The sequence below is a fragment of the Planifilum fimeticola genome (genome assembly GCF_003001905.1).
Lineage (GTDB): Bacteria > Bacillota > Bacilli > Thermoactinomycetales > DSM-44946 > Planifilum > Planifilum fimeticola.
The window spans coordinates 13,246-35,411 of sequence record NZ_PVNE01000001.1 but is presented as its reverse complement, the minus strand read 5'-3'; the positions used below and the strand labels follow the sequence as shown (position 1 = coordinate 35,411).

The 22,166-nt window shown below is 60.9% G+C and carries 17 protein-coding genes; 3 read left to right on the top strand and 14 right to left on the bottom strand.

What is annotated here, in order from left to right:
* Window positions 1-32 precede the first annotated feature (32 nt).
* Entirely contained in the window at window positions 33-374 is a 342-nt protein-coding gene (locus CLV97_RS00140) for a DUF485 domain-containing protein (protein WP_106343498.1), read from the bottom strand.
* A gap of 221 nt (window positions 375-595) precedes the next feature.
* Window positions 596-1,669: a tRNA 2-selenouridine(34) synthase MnmH gene (mnmH, locus tag CLV97_RS00135; protein ID WP_106343497.1), complete on the bottom strand. Its 1,074-nt coding sequence runs from the start codon at window positions 1,667-1,669 to the stop codon at window positions 596-598.
* Between the two features lie 246 nt (window positions 1,670-1,915).
* On the opposite strand from mnmH, the gene CLV97_RS00130 reads away from it, so the two are divergent.
* The gene (locus tag CLV97_RS00130) at window positions 1,916-3,004 is read left to right on the top strand and encodes a DmpA family aminopeptidase (RefSeq protein ID WP_106343496.1); all 1,089 of its coding nucleotides are present in this window, start codon (window positions 1,916-1,918) and stop codon (window positions 3,002-3,004) included.
* Here the strand turns inward: CLV97_RS00130 and ric are convergent.
* The 12 genes from ric to CLV97_RS00070 all read right to left on the bottom strand — a co-directional run bounded on the left by ric (window position 3,001) and on the right by CLV97_RS00070 (window position 14,977).
* Window positions 3,001-3,708: an iron-sulfur cluster repair di-iron protein gene (ric, locus tag CLV97_RS00125; RefSeq protein WP_106343495.1), complete on the bottom strand. Its 708-nt coding sequence runs from the start codon at window positions 3,706-3,708 to the stop codon at window positions 3,001-3,003. The genes CLV97_RS00130 and ric overlap by 4 nt on opposite strands.
* A gap of 195 nt (window positions 3,709-3,903) precedes the next feature.
* Window positions 3,904-4,755, bottom strand: coding sequence for an MBL fold metallo-hydrolase (locus CLV97_RS00120; protein ID WP_106343494.1), 852 nt, complete (start codon window positions 4,753-4,755; stop codon window positions 3,904-3,906).
* A 68-nt stretch (window positions 4,756-4,823) separates the two neighbouring features.
* Window positions 4,824-5,753, bottom strand: coding sequence for an oligopeptide/dipeptide ABC transporter ATP-binding protein (locus CLV97_RS00115; RefSeq protein ID WP_106343493.1), 930 nt, complete (start codon window positions 5,751-5,753; stop codon window positions 4,824-4,826).
* A 5-nt stretch (window positions 5,754-5,758) separates the two neighbouring features.
* The gene (locus tag CLV97_RS00110) at window positions 5,759-6,715 is read right to left on the bottom strand and encodes an ABC transporter ATP-binding protein (RefSeq protein WP_106343492.1); all 957 of its coding nucleotides are present in this window, start codon (window positions 6,713-6,715) and stop codon (window positions 5,759-5,761) included.
* A 14-nt stretch (window positions 6,716-6,729) separates the two neighbouring features.
* The gene (locus CLV97_RS00105; RefSeq protein ID WP_106343491.1) at window positions 6,730-7,602 is read right to left on the bottom strand and encodes an ABC transporter permease; all 873 of its coding nucleotides are present in this window, start codon (window positions 7,600-7,602) and stop codon (window positions 6,730-6,732) included.
* A gap of 12 nt (window positions 7,603-7,614) precedes the next feature.
* Window positions 7,615-8,619, bottom strand: a complete 1,005-nt coding sequence (locus tag CLV97_RS00100) for an ABC transporter permease (RefSeq protein WP_106343490.1) — start codon at window positions 8,617-8,619, stop codon at window positions 7,615-7,617.
* A 124-nt stretch (window positions 8,620-8,743) separates the two neighbouring features.
* On the bottom strand, window positions 8,744-10,333 hold the full coding sequence (locus CLV97_RS00095; RefSeq protein WP_245891296.1) for an ABC transporter substrate-binding protein: 1,590 nt from the start codon (window positions 10,331-10,333) through the stop codon (window positions 8,744-8,746).
* Window positions 10,334-10,567: 234 nt separating this feature from the next.
* Window positions 10,568-11,143, bottom strand: a complete 576-nt coding sequence (locus CLV97_RS00090) for a DUF4253 domain-containing protein (RefSeq protein WP_106343489.1) — start codon at window positions 11,141-11,143, stop codon at window positions 10,568-10,570.
* Window positions 11,140-13,179 (bottom strand): TRAP transporter permease, encoded by a 2,040-nt coding sequence (locus CLV97_RS00085; RefSeq protein ID WP_342749755.1) that lies wholly within the window; start codon window positions 13,177-13,179, stop codon window positions 11,140-11,142. Before CLV97_RS00085 ends, CLV97_RS00090 begins: the two co-directional genes overlap by 4 nt.
* 1 nt (window position 13,180) lies before the next feature.
* Window positions 13,181-13,681 carry a DUF1850 domain-containing protein gene (locus tag CLV97_RS00080; protein WP_170070292.1) on the bottom strand — a complete coding sequence of 167 codons (501 nt, stop codon included), beginning with the start codon at window positions 13,679-13,681 and terminating at the stop codon, window positions 13,181-13,183.
* An 8-nt stretch (window positions 13,682-13,689) separates the two neighbouring features.
* On the bottom strand, window positions 13,690-14,640 hold the full coding sequence (locus CLV97_RS00075) for a TAXI family TRAP transporter solute-binding subunit (protein WP_106343487.1): 951 nt from the start codon (window positions 14,638-14,640) through the stop codon (window positions 13,690-13,692).
* A gap of 151 nt (window positions 14,641-14,791) precedes the next feature.
* Window positions 14,792-14,977, bottom strand: coding sequence for a hypothetical protein (locus tag CLV97_RS00070; protein ID WP_106343486.1), 186 nt, complete (start codon window positions 14,975-14,977; stop codon window positions 14,792-14,794).
* 301 nt (window positions 14,978-15,278) lie between these two features.
* On the opposite strand from CLV97_RS00070, the gene CLV97_RS00065 reads away from it, so the two are divergent.
* Complete coding sequence (locus CLV97_RS00065; RefSeq protein WP_245891312.1) at window positions 15,279-18,521, top strand: PD-(D/E)XK nuclease family protein; 3,243 nt, start codon at window positions 15,279-15,281, stop codon at window positions 18,519-18,521.
* 42 nt (window positions 18,522-18,563) lie between these two features.
* Complete coding sequence (locus tag CLV97_RS00060) at window positions 18,564-22,121, top strand: UvrD-helicase domain-containing protein (protein WP_106343484.1); 3,558 nt, start codon at window positions 18,564-18,566, stop codon at window positions 22,119-22,121.
* Window positions 22,122-22,166: the final 45 nt, after the last annotated feature.

The following is a 22,166-nucleotide window of genomic DNA, read 5'->3' as shown; positions in this document are numbered from 1 at the left end:
CATTTTACCGCGGGATCCTCGTTTTCCGCCGGTTACGGGCTTTTCCTCTTTTCCGACTCACCGGTTGACAAAGCATGTTCGGACATTTCGTTCCTTCGGAGAGATTCCGCCGTCCGATCCCACCGGTTCGCTTGCCGAAGATACATCGCTCCCAGAATCCAGACGACGGCAAAGTGGGCGAAGGCGTACAGCCAGGCCCAGCTGAAGGGTCCCCACACGGGACGGTTCATCCTTTCCGGAAACCAGCTGATCAGCAGGGGAAAAAGGAAGTAGAAGGAGACGAAAAAGATGCCGGCGGAGAGGAGGAACCGCATTTTTTTCCGAAGAAAACGGTTAAATTCTTCTGAAGGAGCCCGGTTCCGCTCCTGATCCATCCCGGGTTCTTCCTTTCTTCGCGGGACTCCCGGCAAATCGGTATAATTATATATAGAGAATATTTTCTTATCTTTCTTTATACTATAATCAAAACAAACATTCAAGAAATAGGATAATATTGATATAAATTGAAAGAAGTTGCTGAAAATCCGGAGATGGACAGGGCGAGAAAAGGGAGGATGGCGGGAAACTGCATAAAAAATAAAGGCGACCGTTCCCGTCAAACCGGGATGTCGGTCGCCGTCCGCCGCCTCAAGCGGTTCCAGATCCCCTTGCAGGCCTCCACGGCGGTGTCCAGATCCTCCGCATCCAGGTGGATGGCGTCTCCTTCCACCTTTTCCTGGGAGTGCAGGTAGCGGGGATCGTAATACTTCTCAAGCAGGATCTCCACCACCCGTCGCCAATCGCGCTCCCCGATCCGGTAAGCCAGCTCCTTTCTGACGTCGGGAGGAAGGCGGCGCTCGATGCGGGAGACGGCCCCCGCCACCTGTTGCTGGAGGCGGTCCGGATCCGTTTCCCCGCGCAGATAGGTTTCGAGAATCCGCGACACCCGCACGTCAAAGGAGGCCTCCACGATCACCGGTATGCCGGCCGCCTTGGCTTCCTCCAGAAAATCGGGCATCAGCACCCGTCCGATCCGCTTGCTTTCCGCCTCCATGAACAGATAAGGCTCGTCCTTGAATCGCTCCAGGGCGTGGAAAAGCAGGGAATCGAACATTTTCTGGTTCCGCGGGCGGATTTCGCCCAGCGTCCCGAAGGCGGACCCTCGGTGACCCGCCATTTCCTCCAGGTCGAGCACGGGGACGCCCTCTTGGGAAAGCCGCTGCAGGATATCCGTCTTCCCCACGCCGGTCAGTCCGTGAAGGACGATCAGGCGGGCGCGCAGGTCGTAGGACTCCAGCCGGGAAACGACATACTGCCGATAGGCCCGGTAACCTCCCGCCAGCCGGTAGACGGGCCGGTCCGCCAGATCCAAAAACGTGGCGACCGCCTTGCTGCGCATCCCTCCGCGCCAGCAGAAGATGAGGGGTTCGCCCCCTTGGGTCGCTTCCTCCACCTGCTCCAGCAGGGAGGGGATTTTGGGGGACACGATGCGGACCCCCAGTTGAATCGCCTTTTTTCTTCCCTGTTGCTTGTAGCTCGTCCCCACGCGGGCCCGTTCCTCGTCGTCGAAGAGCGGCACGTTGACGGCCCACGGCACGGTCGCATCCGCAAACTCTCCGGGGGAACGGACGTCCACCCAGCGGAGACGGGGATTGTTGAGGGCTTCTTCCACGGATATTTCCCGAATCATCCCGTGTGCCTCCGATCGTGTGCATCGGCTTGATGCAAGTAACCTTTTCTCTGTATCATCATAACACACGCGCGGGGAAGTCCAAAAATCGGGGGTGAAAAATCCAGGAAGGCGCGCCTTTATCGCTTCTTCAGCTTCCGGAGCCGCGGTGATCGGGTTCGAGTACGGGGCTGGCGGCCGAATCGGAGGCCGGCACCGCCCGATCAAGGCTGGGAAACGGACAATATCGAGAGCAGGGAGGAAGCCATGGCACGAAAACGCTTGAGGGATTACGGACTTGAAGCGGGGGTTCTCCCGACGGGAAAGGAGAATGCGATCACCGACGTGGAGGGGGTTTTGGTGGGCCACTGCACCCTCCGGCAGGGGGAAGAGGTGCGAACCGGCGTGACGGCGATCCTGCCCCATCCGGGAAGCCTCTTCCGGGAAAAGCTGCCGGCGGCGGTGCATGTCATCAACGGGTACGGGAAAACCGTCGGACTGGTGCAGGTGGAGGAGCTGGGCACCCTCGAATCCCCCATACTGCTCACCAACACCTTCTCGGTGCCCGCGGTGACGGAGGGAGCCCTCCAATATCTGATGGAACGGGATGCCGGCATCGGCGAAGAGGCGGGTTCGGTCAACATGGTGGTGGCGGAGTGCAACGACAGCTACCTGAACGACATGCGGGGGCTGCACGTCCGCCCCGAACATGCCCGGGAGGCGCTCAGGAGGGCGCGGGGAGGTTCCGTGGAGGAGGGAAGCGTCGGCGCCGGGACGGGCATGGTCTGCTTCGGCTGGAAAGGGGGGATCGGCACCTCCTCCCGGCGCATTCCGGTCGGCGGTGACCGGTATCATATCGGCGTGCTGGTGCTTTCCAATTTCGGAAAAAGGGAGGATTTCCACCTGCTCGGCGTTCCGGTGGGGCGCTTGATGGAAGGACGCCCTCCGGAGAAGGAAGCCGACGGTTCCATCATCATCGTCGCGGCGACGGACCTGCCGATGGATGCCCAGCAGCTTCGCCGTCTGGCCAGGCGGGCGACGTTCGGGCTGGCCCGGACCGGCTCCTTCGCCCGGCACGGAAGCGGGGACATTGCGATCGCCTTTTCGACGGGCAACCGGATTCCGGCCGACCCGGACAGCGGCTTCCTTACGATCCGCCGCCTGCCGGAGGACGGGGAGCTGCTCTCCCTTTGCTTTCAGGCCGTGGCGGAGGCCACCGAAGAGGCGATCCACAATTCCCTGTTCGCGGCGGAGACGACCCTCGGGAAAAAGGGGCGACGAGTGGAGGCCCTGCCGGCGGAGCGGGCGGTGGAGCTGTGGAAGCGGAGCGCGGACCGGTGGATGCGAGCGGATTAGGCTTGTTCGCTCACCCGGGGAAACAGCACGTTGTTTTCCAGGTGAATGTGCTGGAACATGTCCGACTCCAATTCCTCCAATTTTTGAAACGTCAAGGTGTAGGTTCGGCAGGCACCTTCCGGCAGCCGGTAATCGTCCGTGATGTTCCTCATCTCTTTTAACAGCTCGCCGACGGCGCTGTGGTCGTCTTCCATCTTGGCGATGGTTTCGTTCGCTTTTTGAAAGGCCTCTCGGGTCCCCGCCCGTTCCGCTTCCTTGATGAGGGGGAACACCGTTCCCTCTTCCTCGACCAGATGCTGCTCCAGGTCCGTTTTCATTTGATGAAACAGGCGATGAAGCTGAGCCAGTTCGGGATGGGCACCGCCGTGCACCCGGAAGATCTTGGTGACAAATTCGCTGAGCAGGGGAAGTTCTTTGAGCAAATAGGCATGGTGGTTTTGCACGATGTGATCGATCAGGTCGCAAAGGGGCGCGTTTCGCCAGTCCACGTTCTGTTGTTGTTTTTCCAGGGCTTGTTGATGAAGCCGGTTCAACTCTTCCAGGAAGTTTTTTTCGTCGATTCCTTTTTGCCTCAAGGCTTCGGACAGGGGGCGGCCGCCGCCGCAGCAGAAATCGATTTTGTATGTCTTCATCAAATTGCTGGCGCTGGGAAAGGCGGCGACGATCTCACCGACGGTTTCGGAACCGGTAAATTTCCGTTCCATAAATCTTCCTCCTTTTGCAGGGCTTTAGGTTTCAACGCAGAGGTTGAAACGACGACAGGAAGCGGCTTAAGCCCATATTACCCCGGGAAAGCGACGGATCCTGTGATGTCGGTCACATTGTTCCGCCTTGTCGTCGATAAAGCCCGCAAAAATGCCGGGAAGGGTCATGAGAAACCCTTCCCGGCTTGTATTGGGTCAGTGCTTCCTGCCGTCCACGTACCGGCCGTAATCCGGCAGGGCGATGCGGTCAAACTCCCGAACGAGCCGCTCCAATCCCCCGGTCAACTCCTCGCCGGAGACGGGAACTCCGTGACCGGTGATGGCGCGGGAGGGGGTTAAGGCATGAAGCCGCTTCACGGATTCCCGGGCCGACGGCCAATCCGTCGTCCAATAGCGGGGAGGCCCGCTGATTTCCTTCTGCTGCATGACGACCTTGTACAGGGAATCCTGCCGGACGGTGACAAAGGCATCTCCCGCTATCAATGTCCGGTCCGCTTCCCGAAAAAGGGAAACATGTCCGGGGGTGTGCCCCGGCGTGTGGATCCACCGCCAGCCGGGCATTTCCGGAACCTGGCCGTCCGGGGGAAGCTTCCGCACCCGGTCTCCCAGGTTGACGGGATCCCTCGGGAACAGGGGAGACAGCTTGGCGACCCATCCCCCCTCCACGGTGGGGTCCGGTTCCGGGTAGCGGGCCTGGCCGGTCAGATAGGGCAGTTCCAACTCGTGGGCAAAGACGGGAACATCCCATGTCTCTGCGAGATCGACGACGGCGCCCACATGGTCGAAATGTCCGTGGGTGAGGATGATCGCCCTCGGTTTGTGGTGTTGTCCGAAGCGTTCGATGGCCGCCGAGAGAATCACGTCTGCCGATTCCGGCATCCCCGCGTCCACGAGGACCCACCGGTCGGGACGTCCGACCATGACGACATTGACAATCTGAACGGTGAGGCAAAACAGATCCGGTGTCACCTCTTGTCCCTCGCCGGATCTCACCGAGACGGCGGGAATCCATTTTCCTTCCATGCTGTCTTCCAGTTGTCGGTCCATCGGGCAACCCTCCCTGTAGAATCATGCCCGCCGGTTTCGGAAGTATGCGGAAGGAAAGAAGGATCGGCTCAGTTTCGGAAGTGGCACGCGCCGCCCCAGTCCCCCTCCCAGGTGACGAAGGCGGGGGCCTCCAGGCACCTTTCCCGACGGAGCGGGCATTTTTCATAGAAGATGCAGGCGTCGGCCTTTTCTTCGGAGACCGGCGGGGCGAAGGAGAGCGGATCCCGGGCTTTGCCGTACACGCCGGGCAGGGAAGAGAGAAGGATGCGGGTGTAGGGATGTCCGGGTTTTCGGAACATCTCGGCGGCCGGGGCGATCTCGACGATCTTTCCTTTGTAGATGACGGCGATCCGGTCGCACATGTACCGGATGACGGACATGTTGTGGGAGATGAACAGGTAAGTCAAATTCCGCTCCCTCTTCAGCCTCTTGAGCAGGTTGAGGATTTGCGCCTGAACGGAAACGTCCAGGGCGGATGTCGGCTCGTCCAGGATCAGAAAGGAAGGATCGGTGATCAGCGCCCTCGCGATCGCGATGCGCTGCCGCTGGCCGCCGCTGAACTCGTGGGGGTATCGGGACAGATGTTCTTCCTTCAATCCCACCTGCTTGATCAGAGAAGCGAGGCGCTCCGGCGATCCCTTTTCCTTTCTTTCGGCCGCACGGAAGGCGTAGAGGGGTTCCAACAGGATTTCCCGGACGGTCATCCTCGGGTTCAGGGATGATTGGGGGTCCTGGAACACGATTTGCAGCTCCCCGGGCCGGGGCATGTGGAAGGACCCTTTCCTCCAGAGCGGTTTTTCCATGTAGGAGATGGTTCCGTCGCTGGGCGGGGTCAAACCGATCAGCATGTTGGCGATGGTGCTTTTTCCCGAGCCGGATTCCCCCACCAAACCGAAGACCTCCCCCCTGCGGATCGAGAAGTCGGCTTGTCGAACGGCCCGAAGGGGCCCGTATCGCTTTTCCACCCGATGAAATCGGATCAATTCCTGCGGGTTCATCCTCTTCACCTCGCAAGCCAGCAGGCCGTGTGGCGATTCTGCGACACCGGTTCCAGCGAAGGTTTTTCCCGTTGGCAGCGGGTGATCCTCATCTGGCAGCGCGGCGCGAATATGCAGCCGGCGGGCCGGGCACGGGGATCGGGAGCTTCACCGGGGATGGCTTTCAGGGGCTCGTGAGGGTCCGCCAGATCCGGCAAGGCGTGCAGAAGGGCCTGGGTGTAGGGATGGACGGGCGACCGAAGCACCTCCGCCGTGGGACCCGTTTCGACCACTTCCCCGGCGTACATGACCGCCACCCTCCGGCACAATTCCGCCACCACCCCCAGATCATGGGTGATGAAAAGGATGGCGGTCCCCCTCTTTTCCGACAGCTCCTTCATCAGTTTGAGAATTTCGTGCTGGGTCGTCACGTCCAGCGCGGTTGTCGGTTCGTCGGCGATGAGGAGGGAGGGTGGAGAGGACATCGCCAGGGCGATCACCACCCGTTGTCTCATCCCCCCGCTCAATTCGAAGGGGTATTTTTCCGCCACCGATTGCGGGTCGCGGATGTGCACTTCCTCCAGGGAGGCCACCGCCAGCCTGCGGGCTTCCTTCCTGGACACCCCCCGGTGCCTTCGGATCACCTCCGCCAGTTGCCTCCCCACTTTCATCGTCGGATGGAGGGCGGTCATCGGTTCCTGGAACACCATGCCGATCTCTTTGCCGCGGATGGACGTCCACGCTTTTTTGTCCAAAGCCAGAAGGTTCCGTCCCTTGTACAACACCTCTCCGCCGGTGACCGCGGCGTTTTTGCCCAAAAGGCCCAGGATCGACAGGGCCGTGACCGACTTTCCGGATCCCGACTCGCCGACGATCCCCAGAATTTCTCCCTCCGCGATGGAGAGACAGATCCCTTTCAGCGCCTGGACGGTGCCGCGGATTCCGCGGAACTCGACGGACAGGTTTCTGATCTCAAGCAGCATGCTCTCTTCCTCCGTCAGTTGGATTTCGGGTCCAGGATGTCGCGAATGCCGTCGCCGATCAGGTTGAAGGCCCCGGAGGCCAGGAAGAGGGCCAATCCCGGGAAAGTGGGATACCACCAGTAATCCAAGAGATATTTCCAGCCCACGCTGATCATGGCGCCCCATTCCGGGGTCGGCGGTTGGGCCCCCAGTCCCAGGAAACCGAGGGTGGCCACCAGGAGGATGGCATCCCCGATATCCAGCGTGATTTGAATGATCACGGCGGTAACCGAGTGGGGAACGATGTGTTTGACGATGATCCGCCAGGGCCGGATGCCGAAGGTTTTGGCCGCTTTGACGAACAGCATTTCTCTCAGCTCCAGCGTTTGCCCCCGCGCCAGGCGGACATAGACCGGAATTTTGACGATGGCGATGGCGATCATGGCGTTTTGCAGGTTGGGTCCGAGGGCGGCGGACAGGGCCATGGCCAGGACCAGGGCGGGAAAGGCGAGGATCATGTCCATGATGCGCATGATGACCTGGTCGACGGTTCCGCCGAAATAGCCGGAGATCGTTCCGAGGATCATGCCGATTAAACCGGCGGCGACCACGACGGCCGCCCCGATGCCGAGGGACAGCCGGGCTCCGTAGAGAATGCGGGTGAAGATGTCCCTTCCTACTTCGTCGGTTCCGAACCAGTGGTCGGAGGAGGGAGGTTGAAAGCGCTCGGCGATATGAATCTTGGTCGGGTCGTAGGGAGAGAGGACCGGCGCGAGCAGGGAAGCGAAGAGAATGAGCGCGATGATGAGGATTCCCGCCATCATCAATTTGTTGTTCTTCACCTTGTGCCACACGGGATGGGTTTCGCCCTCCGGCAGAGAGGGGCGGACGACGGCCTGCTCCTGCATGGTGATCCCCCTTTATTCCTTGATCTGCGGGTTCAGCAGAAAATAGGTCAGATCGACGAGGAGATTGATGAGGACATAGCCGACCGCGATGACCAGCGAGAACCCCATGATGGCCGGAAAATCGAGATAGGCGATGGATTCGACCACATATTTTCCCATGCCCGGCCAGCCGAAGATCGTTTCCGTCACCACCGCCCCTCCCAACAGGGAGCCGAAGGAGGTTCCGATCACGGTGACGGCCGGGATGAGGGCGTTTTTCAGCGCGTAGCGGAAGAGGAGAAAGGGTCCGTGGATGCCGTTGGCGATGGCCGTGCGGATGTAATCCTGTTCCAGCACCTCGATCATGCTGGCCCTCACCTGGCGGGTGATGATCGCCAGCTGTGCGTAGGACAGGGTGAGGGCGGGGATCAGGATGTGCCACAGGCTGTTTTTGAAGGCGATGAAGTCCAGGGTGAGCAAGCTGTCGGCCAGATACAGCCCGGTGATGCGGGTGGGGGGATGGACGTCCATGTCCAGTCTCCCGCTGGAGGGGAACCATCCCAGGTATCCGTAGAAGATGAGGATCATCACCAGACCGCTCCAAAAGACGGGGGTTGAGACCCCCGCGATGGAGAAGAGGCGGCTCGCGTGATCCCAGAAGGTGTCCTTTTTCACGGCCGCCAGGACGCCCAGCGGAACTCCGATGAGGATGGCGAAGAGGAAGGCCAATAGGGCGAGTTCCAGGGTGGCCGGGAAAAACGTGATCAAGTCGTCCAATACCGGTTTTTGGGTGCGGATGGAAATGCCCAAATCTCCGGAAAGCAGTCCCTTCAGGTACCGTACATACTGGATCCAAAGGGGCTGATCCAAACCGAGCTGCTCGCGCACTCTTTGCAGGGTTTCCTCGCTGGCCCTTTGTCCCACCATCATCCGGGCCGGATCTCCCGGAATCACATGGGACATCAGAAAGGTCATCAGCGTCACCCCGAAGATGACGAGGAAGAGAAGCAACAGGCGTTTGACGATCATTTTCTTCATGGGAAAACACTCCTGTTGGATCGCATTCGGGCTCCAGACGGGATATCACCGGGGATCGACCCGGCGGATCTCCATTTATGCAAAAAAGAAAGGGGGCCGGAGCCCGAACCCTTTAAAGGGCCGTTCATTTGGACATTTCGGCGATGTTGTAGATTCCCTCGAGCATCGGGTTGTACACGAAACCTTTCACCTCTTTGCGGATCGGCAGGAGAAAATCCTTTTGGTAGAGGTAGATGTAAGGCGCTTCGTCGATCGCGATCCGCTGGGCCCGTCGATAGAGCTTGATCCGTTCTTCCTTGCTGTTGATGGAAGCCGCCTTGCGGACGAGCCGATCCATCTCTTCATTCTTGTAAAAGGCGCGGTTTCCGGCCAGACCGAAATTCCTGGAGTCAAACCAATTGTTCATGAACATGAAGGGGTCGGCGAAATCCGGACTCCAGACCCCCGTGCAGAGGTCGAATTCCCCGCGGTCGATCATTTCGCGCATCGTGGCGTAGGCCACCTTTTTCAGCTTCACCTGGATGCCCGCTTCGGCCAGATTGGCTTGGACCGTCAGCGCTTCCGTCTCCCACCAGGGTTTGTTGTCCGAGTACAGGAGATCGAGGGTCAGGTTCGTGACGCCCGCTTCCTTGAGCAGGGACTTGGCTTTTTCCACGTCATGGTCGTATACGGGAGTGTCGGGATCATGTCCCCACAGGCCCTTCGGAATCGGGCCGCGCAGCCGGGTCGCGTACCCCTGTTGAACCGCCTCGATCAGCGATTGGTAGTCGATGGCGTGACTGATGGCCCGGCGAACCCGGGGATCCTTCAGGGCCGGATTCCCTTTGCCCGTGTTGATGTAGAGGTAATCCACCAGCAGACTGGGCTGTTGGAGCAGCTTGACATCGGGCATCTTTTTCACGGACTCGATCTGCTCCACCGGGATGCCTTCGGCCACGTCGATTTCCCCCTTTTCCAGCTGCAGGCGCTGGGCGGAGGGGTCGCCGACGATCTTAAAGTAAACGGTTTTGAAGGACGGCTTTTTCAGGCTGTGGGGGTTTTGTTCCAGCTTGATATATTGCCCCTTTTTCCATTCCGTCAGCTGATAGGCCCCGCTTCCCATCGTGTGGTTGGCCAGATAGTTTTGACCCAGGTCCCCGTTTTGCTCCTGTTCCATCACTTTGGGGTTCACGATGCCCCCGTAGTTGGCGGCCAGGGTGGACAGGAACGGAGGGAAGTTCTGTTTCAGTACAAAGGTGACCGTCGTCGGGTTTTCCGCCCGGATTTCCGAAATGATGCCGTAGATTTCCGAAGGGCCCTTTCCGATTTTCAGGAGGCGGTCGAAGCTGAATTTGACGGCTTCGGCGTCCACCGGCGTTCCGTCGGCAAATCGATGGCCCTCTTCCAGGGTGAAGGTCCAGGTGCGGCCATCCTTGCTCACTTTCCATTCCTTCGCCAATCCGGGTTTGACTTCGGTGCTGCTTCCGTCGTACTCGACGAGGCGTTCATAGGCGGGGTAGGTGATTTTCCACGCCGAGTTGTCCATCGTCACCGCCGGATCCAGGGTTCCCTGATCCGCGCTGATGGCCACGACAAAGGTGTCCTTGGCATTGTCGACCACAACCGGCGACGAGGACTTCGCTTTGGAGGGGGCGTTCGCGTTGGGGGCGCAGGCGGCCGACAGCAACAAGAGAACTGAAATGAACGCCGGAGAGAATCGCTTGATCATTTTCATGGACAGCACTCCTTCCCCGTGGGAAATCCGGACTCGAAGACTGCGGCGCGAGCGGTTGCGATGCAGGCGGCTCTCGTTTTCAATATTGTCCCCCGTCTGATTATTCCACCTATTATTATACCTCATGGCGGTCTTTCAAAAAGAAGGCAATGTATGGAGGGATTCGGGATCGGGCGGGTACAAAAAACCGCCGGTTGTGAGAAACCGGCGGTTTGACGGAAAACGGGACACGTCCTAGTCCCACCAGAGGGGCACGGAATGGTTTTCCCGGATGTATTCGATCAAGTCCTCCTCCTCGTGAAACATCTGCGCGCGCAGATCCGGACAGAAGCCGCACAGGTCGTAGATGAATTCGGAGTAGTCCTCTGGCAGCCGGGACAGCCCCAGTTCCAGCGAGTCGTAGGTGGCCTGAAGGAATTCCAACTCCCCGTATTTTTCTTCGATCTTTTTCAACTCGCAGATCAGATCATACGTATAGATATCATAATTGGAACCGTCCGTCTTCGCCCAGCAGAGGATGTCGTATTTGGAGTCCGATTGACCGACGGCCACTTCCACCCCCGATTCGAATCCCTCCATATAAAAGATGTGGACATCAGGTTCCGCCTGATTTTTCACCTGCTCCACGAAGGCTTCGGCGCGGTCCCAATCCAGCTGGACCTTCCGCGCACCGGTATCCCCCGGGGTGAATCGATGCCGGTAAGGTCCTTTTAGGAAGAAACAGAAAATCTCCGCTTCGTCCAGAATGATGGGCTCCAGAGGCTTTCCCGCCCATTTTTCCAATTTCCCGCATACTTCCTGAAAGTTCATCTTCCTCGCGTTCCCCTCCTTGCAAATCCGGTGCGTCGATGGGGATGAGTTTTTTGGAAAAAGAAAGAGGGTTCAGCGGATAAAGAGATTCCGTCCGTTTGGTTTCGCTTGCGCCACCATTGCCGGAGGAAAACCAAAGCGCCCACGGCGGCCCCGGCGAGATCCGTGATCAGACCGGGATCGATCAGAAGCAGGGAGCTCGCTCCCAAAACAAGGCGCAGCAGGGGAGAAAGGGGTGAAAGCAGATACCCTTCCACGGCCGCCCCCAGCATCAACACCCCCGCGGCGGCGGTGACGGCCAGGCCGAGTCCCTCAGCCCATCCGGCGTTGACCAGCAGCAGTTGGTCGGAGTAGACGAACATGTACGGGACGATGAATCCCGCGGCGGACAGCTTGACGGCGGCCCATCCGGTTCGCATCGGGCTCCCGCCGGAGATGCCCGCCGCGGCGAAGGCGGCCAGGGCGACCGGCGGCGTCAGGTTGGCGAAGATGCCGAAGTAGAAGACGAACATGTGGGCGACCAGGGGTTGAACGCCCAGTTCCACCAGCGCCGGCGCCGCCATGGTGACCGTGATGACATAGGCCGGGATGGAGGGGACGCCCATTCCCAGCAGGATGGACGCCGCCATGGCGAAGAGCAGGGTGAAGAACAGGTTGCCGTTTCCAAAATCGATAATCCCCTGGGCCAGGTTCAATCCGAACCCGGTCAGGGCGGCGACCCCGACGATGATGCCCACCACGGCGCATGCCATGGCTACCCCGATCGCCGAGCGCGCCCCCTCTTCCAGGGCGTCGATCAGGTCCCGGAGGCTCATCCGGGTCGTTTTGCGCAGGGAGGCGACGGCAAGGGTCACCAGGATGGTCCAGAAGGCGGTGTACAGGATGGTGACGTTGGTGAAGAACAGCATGTAGATGAGAAACAGGAGGGGGATGACCAGGTGTCCCCGCTCCTTCAGCACATCCCTCACCCGCGGGATTTCCGAGCGGGGGATGCCCTTCAGCCCCAGGCGGTCGGCCCGGAGATGGACCTGGGTGAGCACGCTTACATAATACAGCAGGGCCGGCAGCAACGCGGCCAGGGCGATGGTGGAATAGGGGATTCCCAGGGTTTCCGCCATGATGAAGGCGGCGGCCCCCATGACGGGCGGAAGTACCTGGCCGCCGACGGAGGCGCTGGCTTCCACTGCGCCGGCGAAGTTTCGCTGGTAGCCGATTTTCTTCATCAGGGGGATTGTAAAGGCTCCCGTGGTCACCACGTTGGCGACCGCCGAACCGTTGATGGAGCCCAGAAAGGCGCTGGACAGAACCGCCACCTTGGCCGGTCCTCCCTTGGAGGATCCGGCGAGGGCCAGGGCCAGGTCGTTGAAGAACTGGCCCATTCCCGACTTGGAGAGGACAGCTCCGAACAGGATAAACAGGAAGATGTAGCTGGCGGAGACGCCGATCGCCGTTCCGTAGATGCCTTCCAGCCCCATGAACATGTAAGCCAGGGTATCTTCCCAGGTGTATCCGCGGTGGGCAAAGGCGTCCAGGGGAAATTCCCTTCCGTATACGGCGTACAACATGAAGAGAAGAGCCAGGACCGGAAGTCCCCATCCGATAACCCGGCGGCCCGCCTCCAGGACGAGAAGGACAGTGGCGATGGAAAAGATCAGGTCCGTCGTATTGTACAGGGTGGTTCCCCGCTGGACGATGCCCGCGAAGTCCGCCACAACGTAGACGGCCGTGGCCAATCCCATCAGGGCGAGAATCGCATCATACCAGGCGATTCGGTCCCTCGGGCTTTTCCGGCCCAAGGGATACAGGAGAAAAACCAGCGCCAGGATGACGCCCAAGTGGATGGCCCGATGGGGATGGGTGTTGAACAGGGGAAAGGCGGAGGTGTACAGCTGGTACAGGGAAAGGCCCGCCGCCAAAAGGGTGACGAGGACCGCCTGCCACCGGGATTTCAGGATCCGGAACCGCATTTCCTTGTCATATTTTTCAAGCAACTCCCTGCTGCCGCTTTGCGTTTGTTCCTGGCTCAAAGAATTCACCTCACTCGATGATGGCCGAAATTCGGGGGCTCTTCCGGATGCGCACCTCGACGGAGGCGTGGTGCGGAACGCGGGATTTCAGATCGAGGTCCCGGTTTCCGAGGTGCAGCCGATGGCCTGCACGGCGGGAATAGATGAAATGGAGGGCGTCAAATTCCCGATCCATCTTGCGCATCACCACCCATCCTCCTTCCACCTTCGATTCCGGAGCTTCCACGTCGACTCCCGCCCCGAAGGACTTCACGCGCACCTCCGTCAGGATCAGCTTCGTTCCCCTGATCCGGTACTGCTCCACCCAGGGCGTGCGTTCGACGGAATGAATCCACGACAGGCGGATCCGCGCATCCTCCTCCACCCGGAAGAGGCCGTATCGCCGGCCGCTTTGTTCATCGACGATTTCCAGGAATCTGACGGGAAGGAAAAGCCACACAACTACGAGAATGGACAGGATCGAGGCCACCAGGAGACCGGCGAACCTTCGCCTCCGGAGGGCTTTTACCACCGACGGAATTATTCCACTCCCGCTTCTTTGAGATATTTTTCAGCCCCGGGATGGAAGGGGACGGGAACGGAGTCCTTCGCCGTCTCCAGTTTGATCGCTTTGGCGGCATTGTGCGAGCTCTGGATCTTTTCCAGGTTTTCAAACATCGTCTTGGTCAACCGGTATACCGTCTCCTCATCCATATCCCGCCGGACCACCAGCAGGTTCATGATGGAGGCGGTGGGAACATCCTCCTTGTTTCCGTACGTGCCCTTGGGGATGGTGTTTTCGGCGTAGTACGGATAGAGCTCCTTCAGCTTTTTCATCCCCTCCCCTTCGATGGGGATCACCTTCACCTCGTGGGTGGTGGACAGATCGGTCACCGCCGGGTTGGGAATGCCGGAGGTGACAAAGGCGGCATCCACCGTTCCGTTTTTGATGCCGTCGATCGCTTCGCTGTAGGAGAGGAAATCTTCTTCGAAGTCATCGTAGGACATGCCGTAGGCTTCCAGGATCGCCCGGGCATTCAATTCAACTCCGCTGTTGGGGGCCCCGACGCCGACCCGCTTTCCCTTCAGATCCTCGATGGTTTCGATCCCCGAATCCTTCGTCGTGATCACCTGAACATAGTTGGGATACAGGGAGGCGACGGTGGCGAAGGATTGGACCTTTTTGTCGAAGGGGCCGGTTCCCTCATAGGCCTGGGAGGCGGCATCCCCCATGATGATCGCCAGTTCCGCGCGCTTTTGATCCAGCAGGTTGATGTTTTCCACGGAGGCACCCGTGGCCTGCACGGAGGATTTGGCTCCCAATTCGGTTTCGTACAGCTTGCCCAGGCTGGCGCCCAGGGGATAATAAACCCCGGATTGTCCCCCGGTGGCGATGGTGAGGAACAGCCGGTCGTCCGCGCCGCTTCCCCCGCCGCAGGCGGACAGGAACAACACGGAAGCCAAAATAAAAATAAAGGAAATTCTTTTCATCCTTCCACCTCGTTTCCAATCGATATTTCATCCAATTTCGATGATAAGGCAGTTTCAGTTTTCGATCAAACAAAATCCGTCGATTTTTCTTTCAAATGCGCATCCGTTTGGGGCGTTCACAACAAAACCCGGCGCATTCTTGCCGGGTTTTTCATCGCCGTGGAGATTCATCGGGCTTCTTCGGCTTTTTCTCCTTTTCCGCTTGTTCCTCTTCGGAAGGGTGAATCTCCCAGGTTTCCTGGATGCCGGCGGTGACGCGTGTGGCCGGATCGCATCCGGACGGATAGTCGGCCAGCAGGCCGTCGTTCAATTCATCGGGATGCGCATCTTTGCCCATCGATCCCACCTCCCTGACGCTGCCCTTCGGCGGTTTTCCCTCTGCGAAACAAAATCCGGAGAAAATGATGTATACTGAACGTACGTTCCATAAAGATCCGGATTTTCGGATTTGCCGGGCGGGCTGTTGCCGCTCCGGGGGAAGCGTGTTGCGGCGTTTTTCGCTACACTTTTGGGGTACATAGATGGCGAGAGAGTGGCTCGGTTTTTGCTGATAATTGCATCTTGTCCCCTTTCTCATGCGGGTATGACGGAAAATCATGCCATCCTGTCCGGCTGAAGGAGGGAGTGCTTTGCCCGGAGTGATCCATTTGTATCCCGTATCCCGCCTCTCGTGGGGCATGGGTTGGCCTTTCGGACTGCCTGGCGGAGAGGAGGAGATGGTTTATCTCGTACCCTCTTCCCGGGTGGCGTCGGAGATGCGCTGGCGGCTGGGCGGATTTTCCCGGCTGGCCCACCGGGTCCGGATTTTTACCTTTGACCAGTTCGTCATGCACTGTCTGGCGGAAGAGCCCCTTCACCGCATGTCCCCGGCCGAGCAGGAACTGATCGTCCAGCAGGCGGTGCTCCGGGCGGCGGATCGGGGCGGATTTTCCTATTTTCAGGAGATGGTCAACCAAGAGGGCTGGCTGCAAAAGGTGGAGACCTGGATCGGGATGATGAAGCGGGGCGGAATCCGGCCGGAACGATTGACCGCCCTTTGGCGGAACCGAGGCGCGAAATGGGAGGAATTGGCCCGGATCTATGAGGCGTATCACGAATTGTTGGAGCAATGCGGGCTGATGGATCACGAAGAGCCCTACTTCCGGCTGATGGGCGAGATCGCCCGGAGGAGGGTGCAGCTGCCGGAGCGGGTGGTCGCCGAGCACTTCTACGATCTGTCGCCCCTGCAGGAGCAACTGCTCATCCAGTTGGTGACGGCGGATGTGCCGACGGAGTTGCACCTGGTGTGGGATGCGTCCCGGGAACGTCTGTTCGGGGAAACCCGGCGGACGGTGGAACGGCTGTCCCGGCGCGGGTTTGCGGTCCGGCCCGCGGAGATCGAAGGGCCCGATCCCTGGGACAAAAAAGCCGCGCCCCTTTGCCATCTGACCGGCTGCGCTTTTTCGCGGGATCCGGAGACGGCGGACGCCGACGGGACCGTGGAGGTGATCGCCGCCCCGGGTATCCGACGGGAGGTGGAAGCGGTCGTCGCCCGCATCAAGCGGTGGCTGGAGGAATCGGGGGGATCGCTGTCGGAGGCGGCGATCGTCTCGGCCGATCCGGAAATGTACCTGCCGGAGCTGTTCCGGGCGTTGGATGAGGCGGGCTTGCCCTGCTCCCGGAGCCGAACGCGTCCCCTGTCGGATCATCCCCTGTTTCGCACGATCCGGGCGGCCCTTTTGGTCCGGATGGGGAGAAAAGGAATGATCCTCCATCTGTTGCGCAGCCCTTACATTCCCTGGGGGGATCGCCGTTCCCGCGGGGAGTGGGCGGCGCGGCTCCGGCGGTTGGGGATGCAGGATGGGGCCTCGGGCCTTCGAAAGCGGCTGGAGCAAATGGCGGGAGAGGACAAAGAGTCGCCTTCGCCCATGCTCGAGCTGCTTGAATGGGTGGAAGCCATCCCCCTCGACGTCCCTTGGGCGGAGCGGATTGCCTGGTTCCGGGAATGGATTCGCCGGATCGAGCCGGCGGCGAAGGGATCGGAACTGGAGGGGGATCCTGAATTGCTGCCGCTTTTGGCCGAGGATCTCCACGCTTTTCGCCAGCTGGATTCGATCGCGCAGGAATGGGAAGCCCTGTACGGCCGGATCGGCGCCGGCCGGCAAAGGAGCGATCTTCCCTCCTTTGTCGCCGCGCTGACGGCGGCGGCCGAGCGGAAGCCTGTTCGCAGCAGGCCGGGAGTGAGGGGCGGCCTCCAGGTCCTGGAACCCAACCAGGTGCGGGGGGATCGCTACCGGGCGGTCTTTCTCCTCGGCTGCACGGAGGGGGTATGGCCCCGGCCCATCCGGGAAGATTGGCTTCTTTCCGATGAAGAAGTGAACCGGCTGCGGGATGAGGCGGTGCTCCTTCCCACCACCGACGAGCGGCGGAAGCGGCAGCTCACCTCCTTTTTCCTGTGCACGGCGGCGGCCGAGGAGCTGCTGGTGCTTTCCTGGACGAAAGGGGACGGGGAGGGGAGGGAACGGCTTCCATCCCCTTATGTGGAGGAGCTCCTCCGGGTGTTCACGCGGAAGAGCATCCGGTGGAGGGAGATGGACGCCTCCTCCCTGTTGCCCGATGATTGGACGGAATGTTTCTCCCTCCGCCTGGGAATGGAGCGGGCCGTCGATCTGCTCAGCCGCATGTCCCCTGCAGAGGAGGGAGACCGGGAAGACGGGGAGAAAGCCCGTCGCTTGCTCCAACGCTGCGTGACCGCAGACGGCGCTCTGCGTCCCCGGGTGGGACGCATCCGGGCGGAGCGGATCCGATGGGGAAAAGGGTTTACCGCCTATGACGGGGTGCTCGGGGACGGCCGCCTTCGGGATCGGCTCCGCCGCCAACTGGGCGAGCGGGTGTGGAGTGCGTCCCAATTGAACGAACTCTCCCTGTGCCGTTTTCACTTCTTCGCCGGTCGCCTGTTGGGGCTCGGCGAAAGGGAAAAACCGGAAGACGGGTTGACCCCTTTGGAGCGGGGCGAGCTGTTGCACAGGATTTTGTGCCGTTTCTGGGACGGCTATCGCGATCGGGCGCCGTCTCCCGAGGAGGCGGAGACGGCCCTGCGGCGCTTGGAATCCGTTACCGATGCGGTGTTTCGTGAGGCCGTCGACTCCTTGCCGGCGGAGCGGCATCCCCTTCACTTGCGGGTGGAGAAGATCCGTCTGAAACGGCAGCTCCGGACCATCCTGGAACACGAGTTTTACTGGCGAGGACGCACCGAGGGGAAGGGGACGCTGCTTCCCCGCTATCTGGAGCTTTCCTTCGGAATGCCCCTCGATCCCGGCCTCCTTCAGCGGGGCGAGTCGGATCCCGAATCGCGGACGGAGCCCGTGGAGATTTCCCTCGACGGCGGCGTTTGCCTCCGGCTTCGGGGAAAGGTGGACCGGGTCGATGTGGATGACGAGGGTTACTATGTCGTTTACGACTACAAATCGGGAACGGCGCCCCGGACGGAGGAGGTCCATGCGGGGATCCACCTGCAGCTTCCCCTGTACCTCTGGGCCCTGCAGAAGGGGTTCGGATTTCCTGCGGAGAAAGCCGTCGGGGCGGCCTATTATGTTCCGGGCAGCCCCGGCAAGCGGCCCACGGAAAACCGCAATCAGGGCTTGTGGCGCAAGTCCCAGGCAAAGCGGGCGGGAATTCTAGATTCGGTTCGCTCCGCGTTGGACGAGGAGGCCTGGACCGAGACCCTGGATGCGATCGGGGAGCGTCTGTCCGCAGGCCTCCGCCTGTCCCTTCAGGGAAACTTTGCCGTCCAACCGGCGGTGGAATGCCCGGTACACTGTCCCCATCGGACCATTTGCCGCTTTGATCCCCGGCGGTCGGCCCAAAAGGAGGAAAACGGAAGGGGAAGCGCCGACGGGTGATTTCTCGGAGGATCAAAGGACGGACAAAAAGGAGGGTGGCGGATGAACCAGGGAATCTCCCTCACGCCGGAGCAGCGGGAAGCGGCCCATGCCCTGGATGCGGACTGCATCGTCTCGGCCGGGGCGGGCTCCGGAAAGACCCGGGTTCTGGTGGAGCGGTTTTTGCATATTCTTTCCCTTTACGGGGATGACCCGGAGATCCTGGAGAGCATTGTGGCCATCACCTTCACCGAAAAGGCGGCGACGGAGATGAAAGGGCGAATCCGCCGCCGTCTGGCCGAACGGCTGGAAGAGGCCGGGCGCTCGGGGAGGCGGGAAGAGGCGGATCGCTGGTACCGCCTGATGGTGGAGTCGGAGCGGGCCAGCATCATGACGATCCATGCCTTCTGCGCCCGCCTGCTCCGGGATTTTCCCGTGGAGGCGGGCGTCGATCCGCAGTTTGTCGTGCTGGATGAAGTGGAGGCCCGCCTGTTGCTCCGGGATGCGGTGCAGGAGGAGCTGCTTGCCCGGGCCGGGACGTCCGGCGATTCCCCTCTCCTCGATTGGCTGGCGGGCATCGGCATTTCCCGGGGAATCGAAGCCCTGGGCGGCGTGATGAGGAAGATGGCCGGATACGGCTGGACCGCGGAGGAGTTGGGGGAGATCACCCGACGGGACCTGCGCCGATCGGCATCCCGTTTGAAGCAGGTTCGGGAGGAAACCCGGATCCAATTTCTCGGGGCGGGCGACGCCCTGATGGAGATGCGGGGAGGCAAAAAGCTGAAGGCCCTTCAGGAGGAATGGCCCCGCCTCCGGGAGCTTTTCACCCGGGAGAGCGATCCGGGGAACCTGCTCCCTCCGGTGGAACGGGCGCTGGAGCTGCTGAAAGGCAATTGGGGAAAGAAAGAGGATTTGCTCCTTCATCGGGATCGGATGAAGGAAGCCGGTGAGAATTTGGCGGAAGCCCTCCGGGGGCAGCTTCACCTTCCCGCCGAGCGAAAGACCCTGGATTTCCTCCTCCCCCTTCTGGAAGGGATCGAAGAACGGTATGCCGCGGCGAAGCGGGATCGGAATGCCCTCGATTTCGAAGATCTTCAGCTGCGGGCGTGCCGCCTGTTGGAGGGGAGGGAGGATGTCCGGCGCCGGCTCCGGCGGCGGATCCGCTTCCTGATGGTGGATGAGTACCAGGACACAAACGGGCTGCAGAAGCGGCTGATCGATTTACTCCGCCGCCATCCGGACGGAAGCCCCGCTCCGGGCAAGCTGTTCGTGGTGGGGGATCCCAAACAGTCGATTTACCGGTTTCGCGGGGCGGACGTGTCGGTCTTCAGCAAAACCCGGGAAGAGCTGCTGGCCGAAGGGGGACGGGAAGTGGCATTGAAGGCCAACTTCCGTTCCGATCCCCGTCTCGTTGGCTTTACCAACGGTTTTTTCTCCCGGCTCATGTCTTCCGGCCCGGGCGAGCCCAATTGCTATCAGGAGGCGGAAGCCCGCGGACCGGCCGGGGGAAAAGGTCCCTGCGTGGAATATCTGGCCGTGCCGAACAGGGAGGAGCGGGACGGGAGAAGCGCCCGTGAGGCGGAGGCCCGACTGATCGCCCGCCGGATCGAGGGACTCATCGCCGAGGGATGGCGTCCCGGCGATATCGCGGTCCTGTTCCGGGCGATGACGGAGGTCAAGCGATATGAGGAGGAACTGGTCCGCCGGGGCATCCCCTTTCACGTGGTGAAGGGACGGGGGTTTTACGATCGGCAGGAGATCGCGGATGTGCTGAATCTGCTCCGGTGGCTGACGGATCCGGAGGACACCCTGGCCCTGACGGGAGTGTTGCGCTCCCCCTTTTGCGCCGTGAGCGACGAAACCCTCCTGTGGCTCAAGGAGGCGGGAGCGTTGGGACGGCCGGAATCCTGGGCGGAGGTGGAGGAGATCTCCGCTGAAGAGCGGGAGAAGCTCTCCGGCTTCCGACGGCTGGCGGAGCGCGCCGGCCGTCTCATGGGGCGCGTACCCGTGGCCGATCTGATTGAGGAGCTGTTGAAGGAGAGCGGATATGATCTGGTCCTTTGGGCCACCCCGCAGGGAAAACAGGCCCGGGCCAATCTGGAGAAGCTGGTTCGCTTGGCCCGTTACCGGAAGGGAGACAGCGCCTATTCCCCGGACCTCTTCCTGGAGGAGATGGAGCTCTTGATCGACCAGCAGACGCCGGAAACGGAGGCATCCGTGGAGTCGGAGGCGACGGACAGCGTCAAGCTGATGACCATCCACCAATCCAAGGGATTGGAGTTTCCCGTGGTCATCATTCCCGACCTGGCCCGCCGCTCTCCGCGAGGACCGGACGGGATGGGCGTCGATGAGGAATCGGGTCTGGTCGTTCGCCTTTACGATCCGTCGGGGGAACCGATGGACACGGAGCGCTGGTTGAGAGTGAAGGAGAAGGAGCGGCGCCTGGAGCGGGAGGAATCGGTCCGCCTTTTCTACGTCGCCGTCACCCGCGCGGAGAAGCGGCTGATCCTGAGCGGCGAGCCGGAAGAGCACAAGGAGGCGAAGAAAGGGGGAGAAATCCTCTCTTCCGGTTCCTGGAGCCGGTGGTTGGATGCCGTTTTGGACTACGACCGGATCGACTGGGAGGCGGGGCATTGGTCCCTGCCCTTCGGGGAAGGCGACCTGACCATCCGCGTGTGGTCCGGGGAGGAGGAGAGGGCGTCGGGGGAAAAAATGCAAAAGTCCGCTCTGGACCGGTTTCTCGAGGAGATGGAGAGGGGGCAGCCGGAGGTTCTCACCGATGAGGACTGGAAAGGGATGCATCCCCGGGGTCTGACGGAGCGGGATCGGGTGCGGGTGAGCGTCACCCAGATGATGGTGCTGATGAATTGCCCCCGCAAGTATTTCTACCAGTATGTGATCGGGATGGCTTCGCCGGAGGAGGCGGAGGAACGCTTGAAATGGGCGGATGAGGCGGAAGAGGACGGAGGCGGGCATGCGCTTTCCCCGATTCTCAGGGGAAATCTCGTCCACCGGATGCTCGAGCTCCTGCCCGACGGCCCCCTGTCGGAAGAGAAGCTATCCGGTTTGTTCCGGAGGGCGGCTGCGGAGATGAATCTTTCCCCTGCCCTCCTTCACCGGGCGTGGGAGAAAATCGGTCCCCTCATCCGGCGGTTCCTGTCGGGAAGGATTCACCGGGAGGCGCAGCATTGCCGGAAGGTGATGAGGGAAGTTCCCTTTTTCGTCCGAGCCGGCGGCCTGGAGATGGAAGGGATCATCGATCGGCTCCAATGGAACGAGCGGGGGGAATGGGAGTTGATCGACTTCAAGACTAACGATGTCACTCCGCAAGAAGCGATGGAGGCGGCGGAGGAATACCAGCCCCAGCTCCGGTTCTATGCCCTGGCGGCCCGCCGGGAGTGGGGGATCGTCCCCGACAGGGCGACGCTTTTCTTTCTTCACCCCGGTGTGGAGGTTTCCTTCGAGGTGGACAACGCATGGCTCGCCGAAGCGGATTTCATGCTGGAATCCGCCGCCGAGAAGTTGAAGCGGGGCAGGACCTCGGCGGAATATACACCCCGTCCCGGGAAACGGTGCACCTATTGCGCCTACCGCTTTGTCTGCGAGGCCGGGCGGGAATAGGACCGGCTTGCGCAGGCTGAATCCGGAGGAGCGTCCGTATGGAGG

Bases quoted from the DNA above. Each gene is read 5' to 3' on its own strand.
- CLV97_RS00090 (WP_106343489.1), bottom strand. From the start codon at position 11,143: ATGAACTTTCAGGAAGTATGCGGGAAATTGGAAAAATGGGCGGGAAAG.
- CLV97_RS00130 (WP_106343496.1), top strand. From the start codon at position 1,916: ATGGCACGAAAACGCTTGAGGGATTACGGACTTGAAGCGGGGGTTCTC.
- CLV97_RS00120 (WP_106343494.1), bottom strand. From the start codon at position 4,755: ATGGACCGACAACTGGAAGACAGCATGGAAGGAAAATGGATTCCCGCC.
- CLV97_RS00105 (WP_106343491.1), bottom strand. From the start codon at position 7,602: ATGCAGGAGCAGGCCGTCGTCCGCCCCTCTCTGCCGGAGGGCGAAACC.
- CLV97_RS00095 (WP_245891296.1), bottom strand. From the start codon at position 10,333: ATGAAAATGATCAAGCGATTCTCTCCGGCGTTCATTTCAGTTCTCTTG.
- CLV97_RS00100 (WP_106343490.1), bottom strand. From the start codon at position 8,619: ATGAAGAAAATGATCGTCAAACGCCTGTTGCTTCTCTTCCTCGTCATC.
- CLV97_RS00140 (WP_106343498.1), bottom strand. From the start codon at position 374: ATGGATCAGGAGCGGAACCGGGCTCCTTCAGAAGAATTTAACCGTTTT.
- CLV97_RS00075 (WP_106343487.1), bottom strand. From the start codon at position 14,640: ATGAAAAGAATTTCCTTTATTTTTATTTTGGCTTCCGTGTTGTTCCTG.
- mnmH (WP_106343497.1), bottom strand. From the start codon at position 1,669: ATGATTCGGGAAATATCCGTGGAAGAAGCCCTCAACAATCCCCGTCTC.
- CLV97_RS00060 (WP_106343484.1), top strand. From the start codon at position 18,564: ATGAACCAGGGAATCTCCCTCACGCCGGAGCAGCGGGAAGCGGCCCAT.
- CLV97_RS00070 (WP_106343486.1), bottom strand. From the start codon at position 14,977: ATGGGCAAAGATGCGCATCCCGATGAATTGAACGACGGCCTGCTGGCC.
- CLV97_RS00115 (WP_106343493.1), bottom strand. From the start codon at position 5,753: ATGAACCCGCAGGAATTGATCCGATTTCATCGGGTGGAAAAGCGATAC.
- CLV97_RS00110 (WP_106343492.1), bottom strand. From the start codon at position 6,715: ATGCTGCTTGAGATCAGAAACCTGTCCGTCGAGTTCCGCGGAATCCGC.
- ric (WP_106343495.1), bottom strand. From the start codon at position 3,708: ATGGAACGGAAATTTACCGGTTCCGAAACCGTCGGTGAGATCGTCGCC.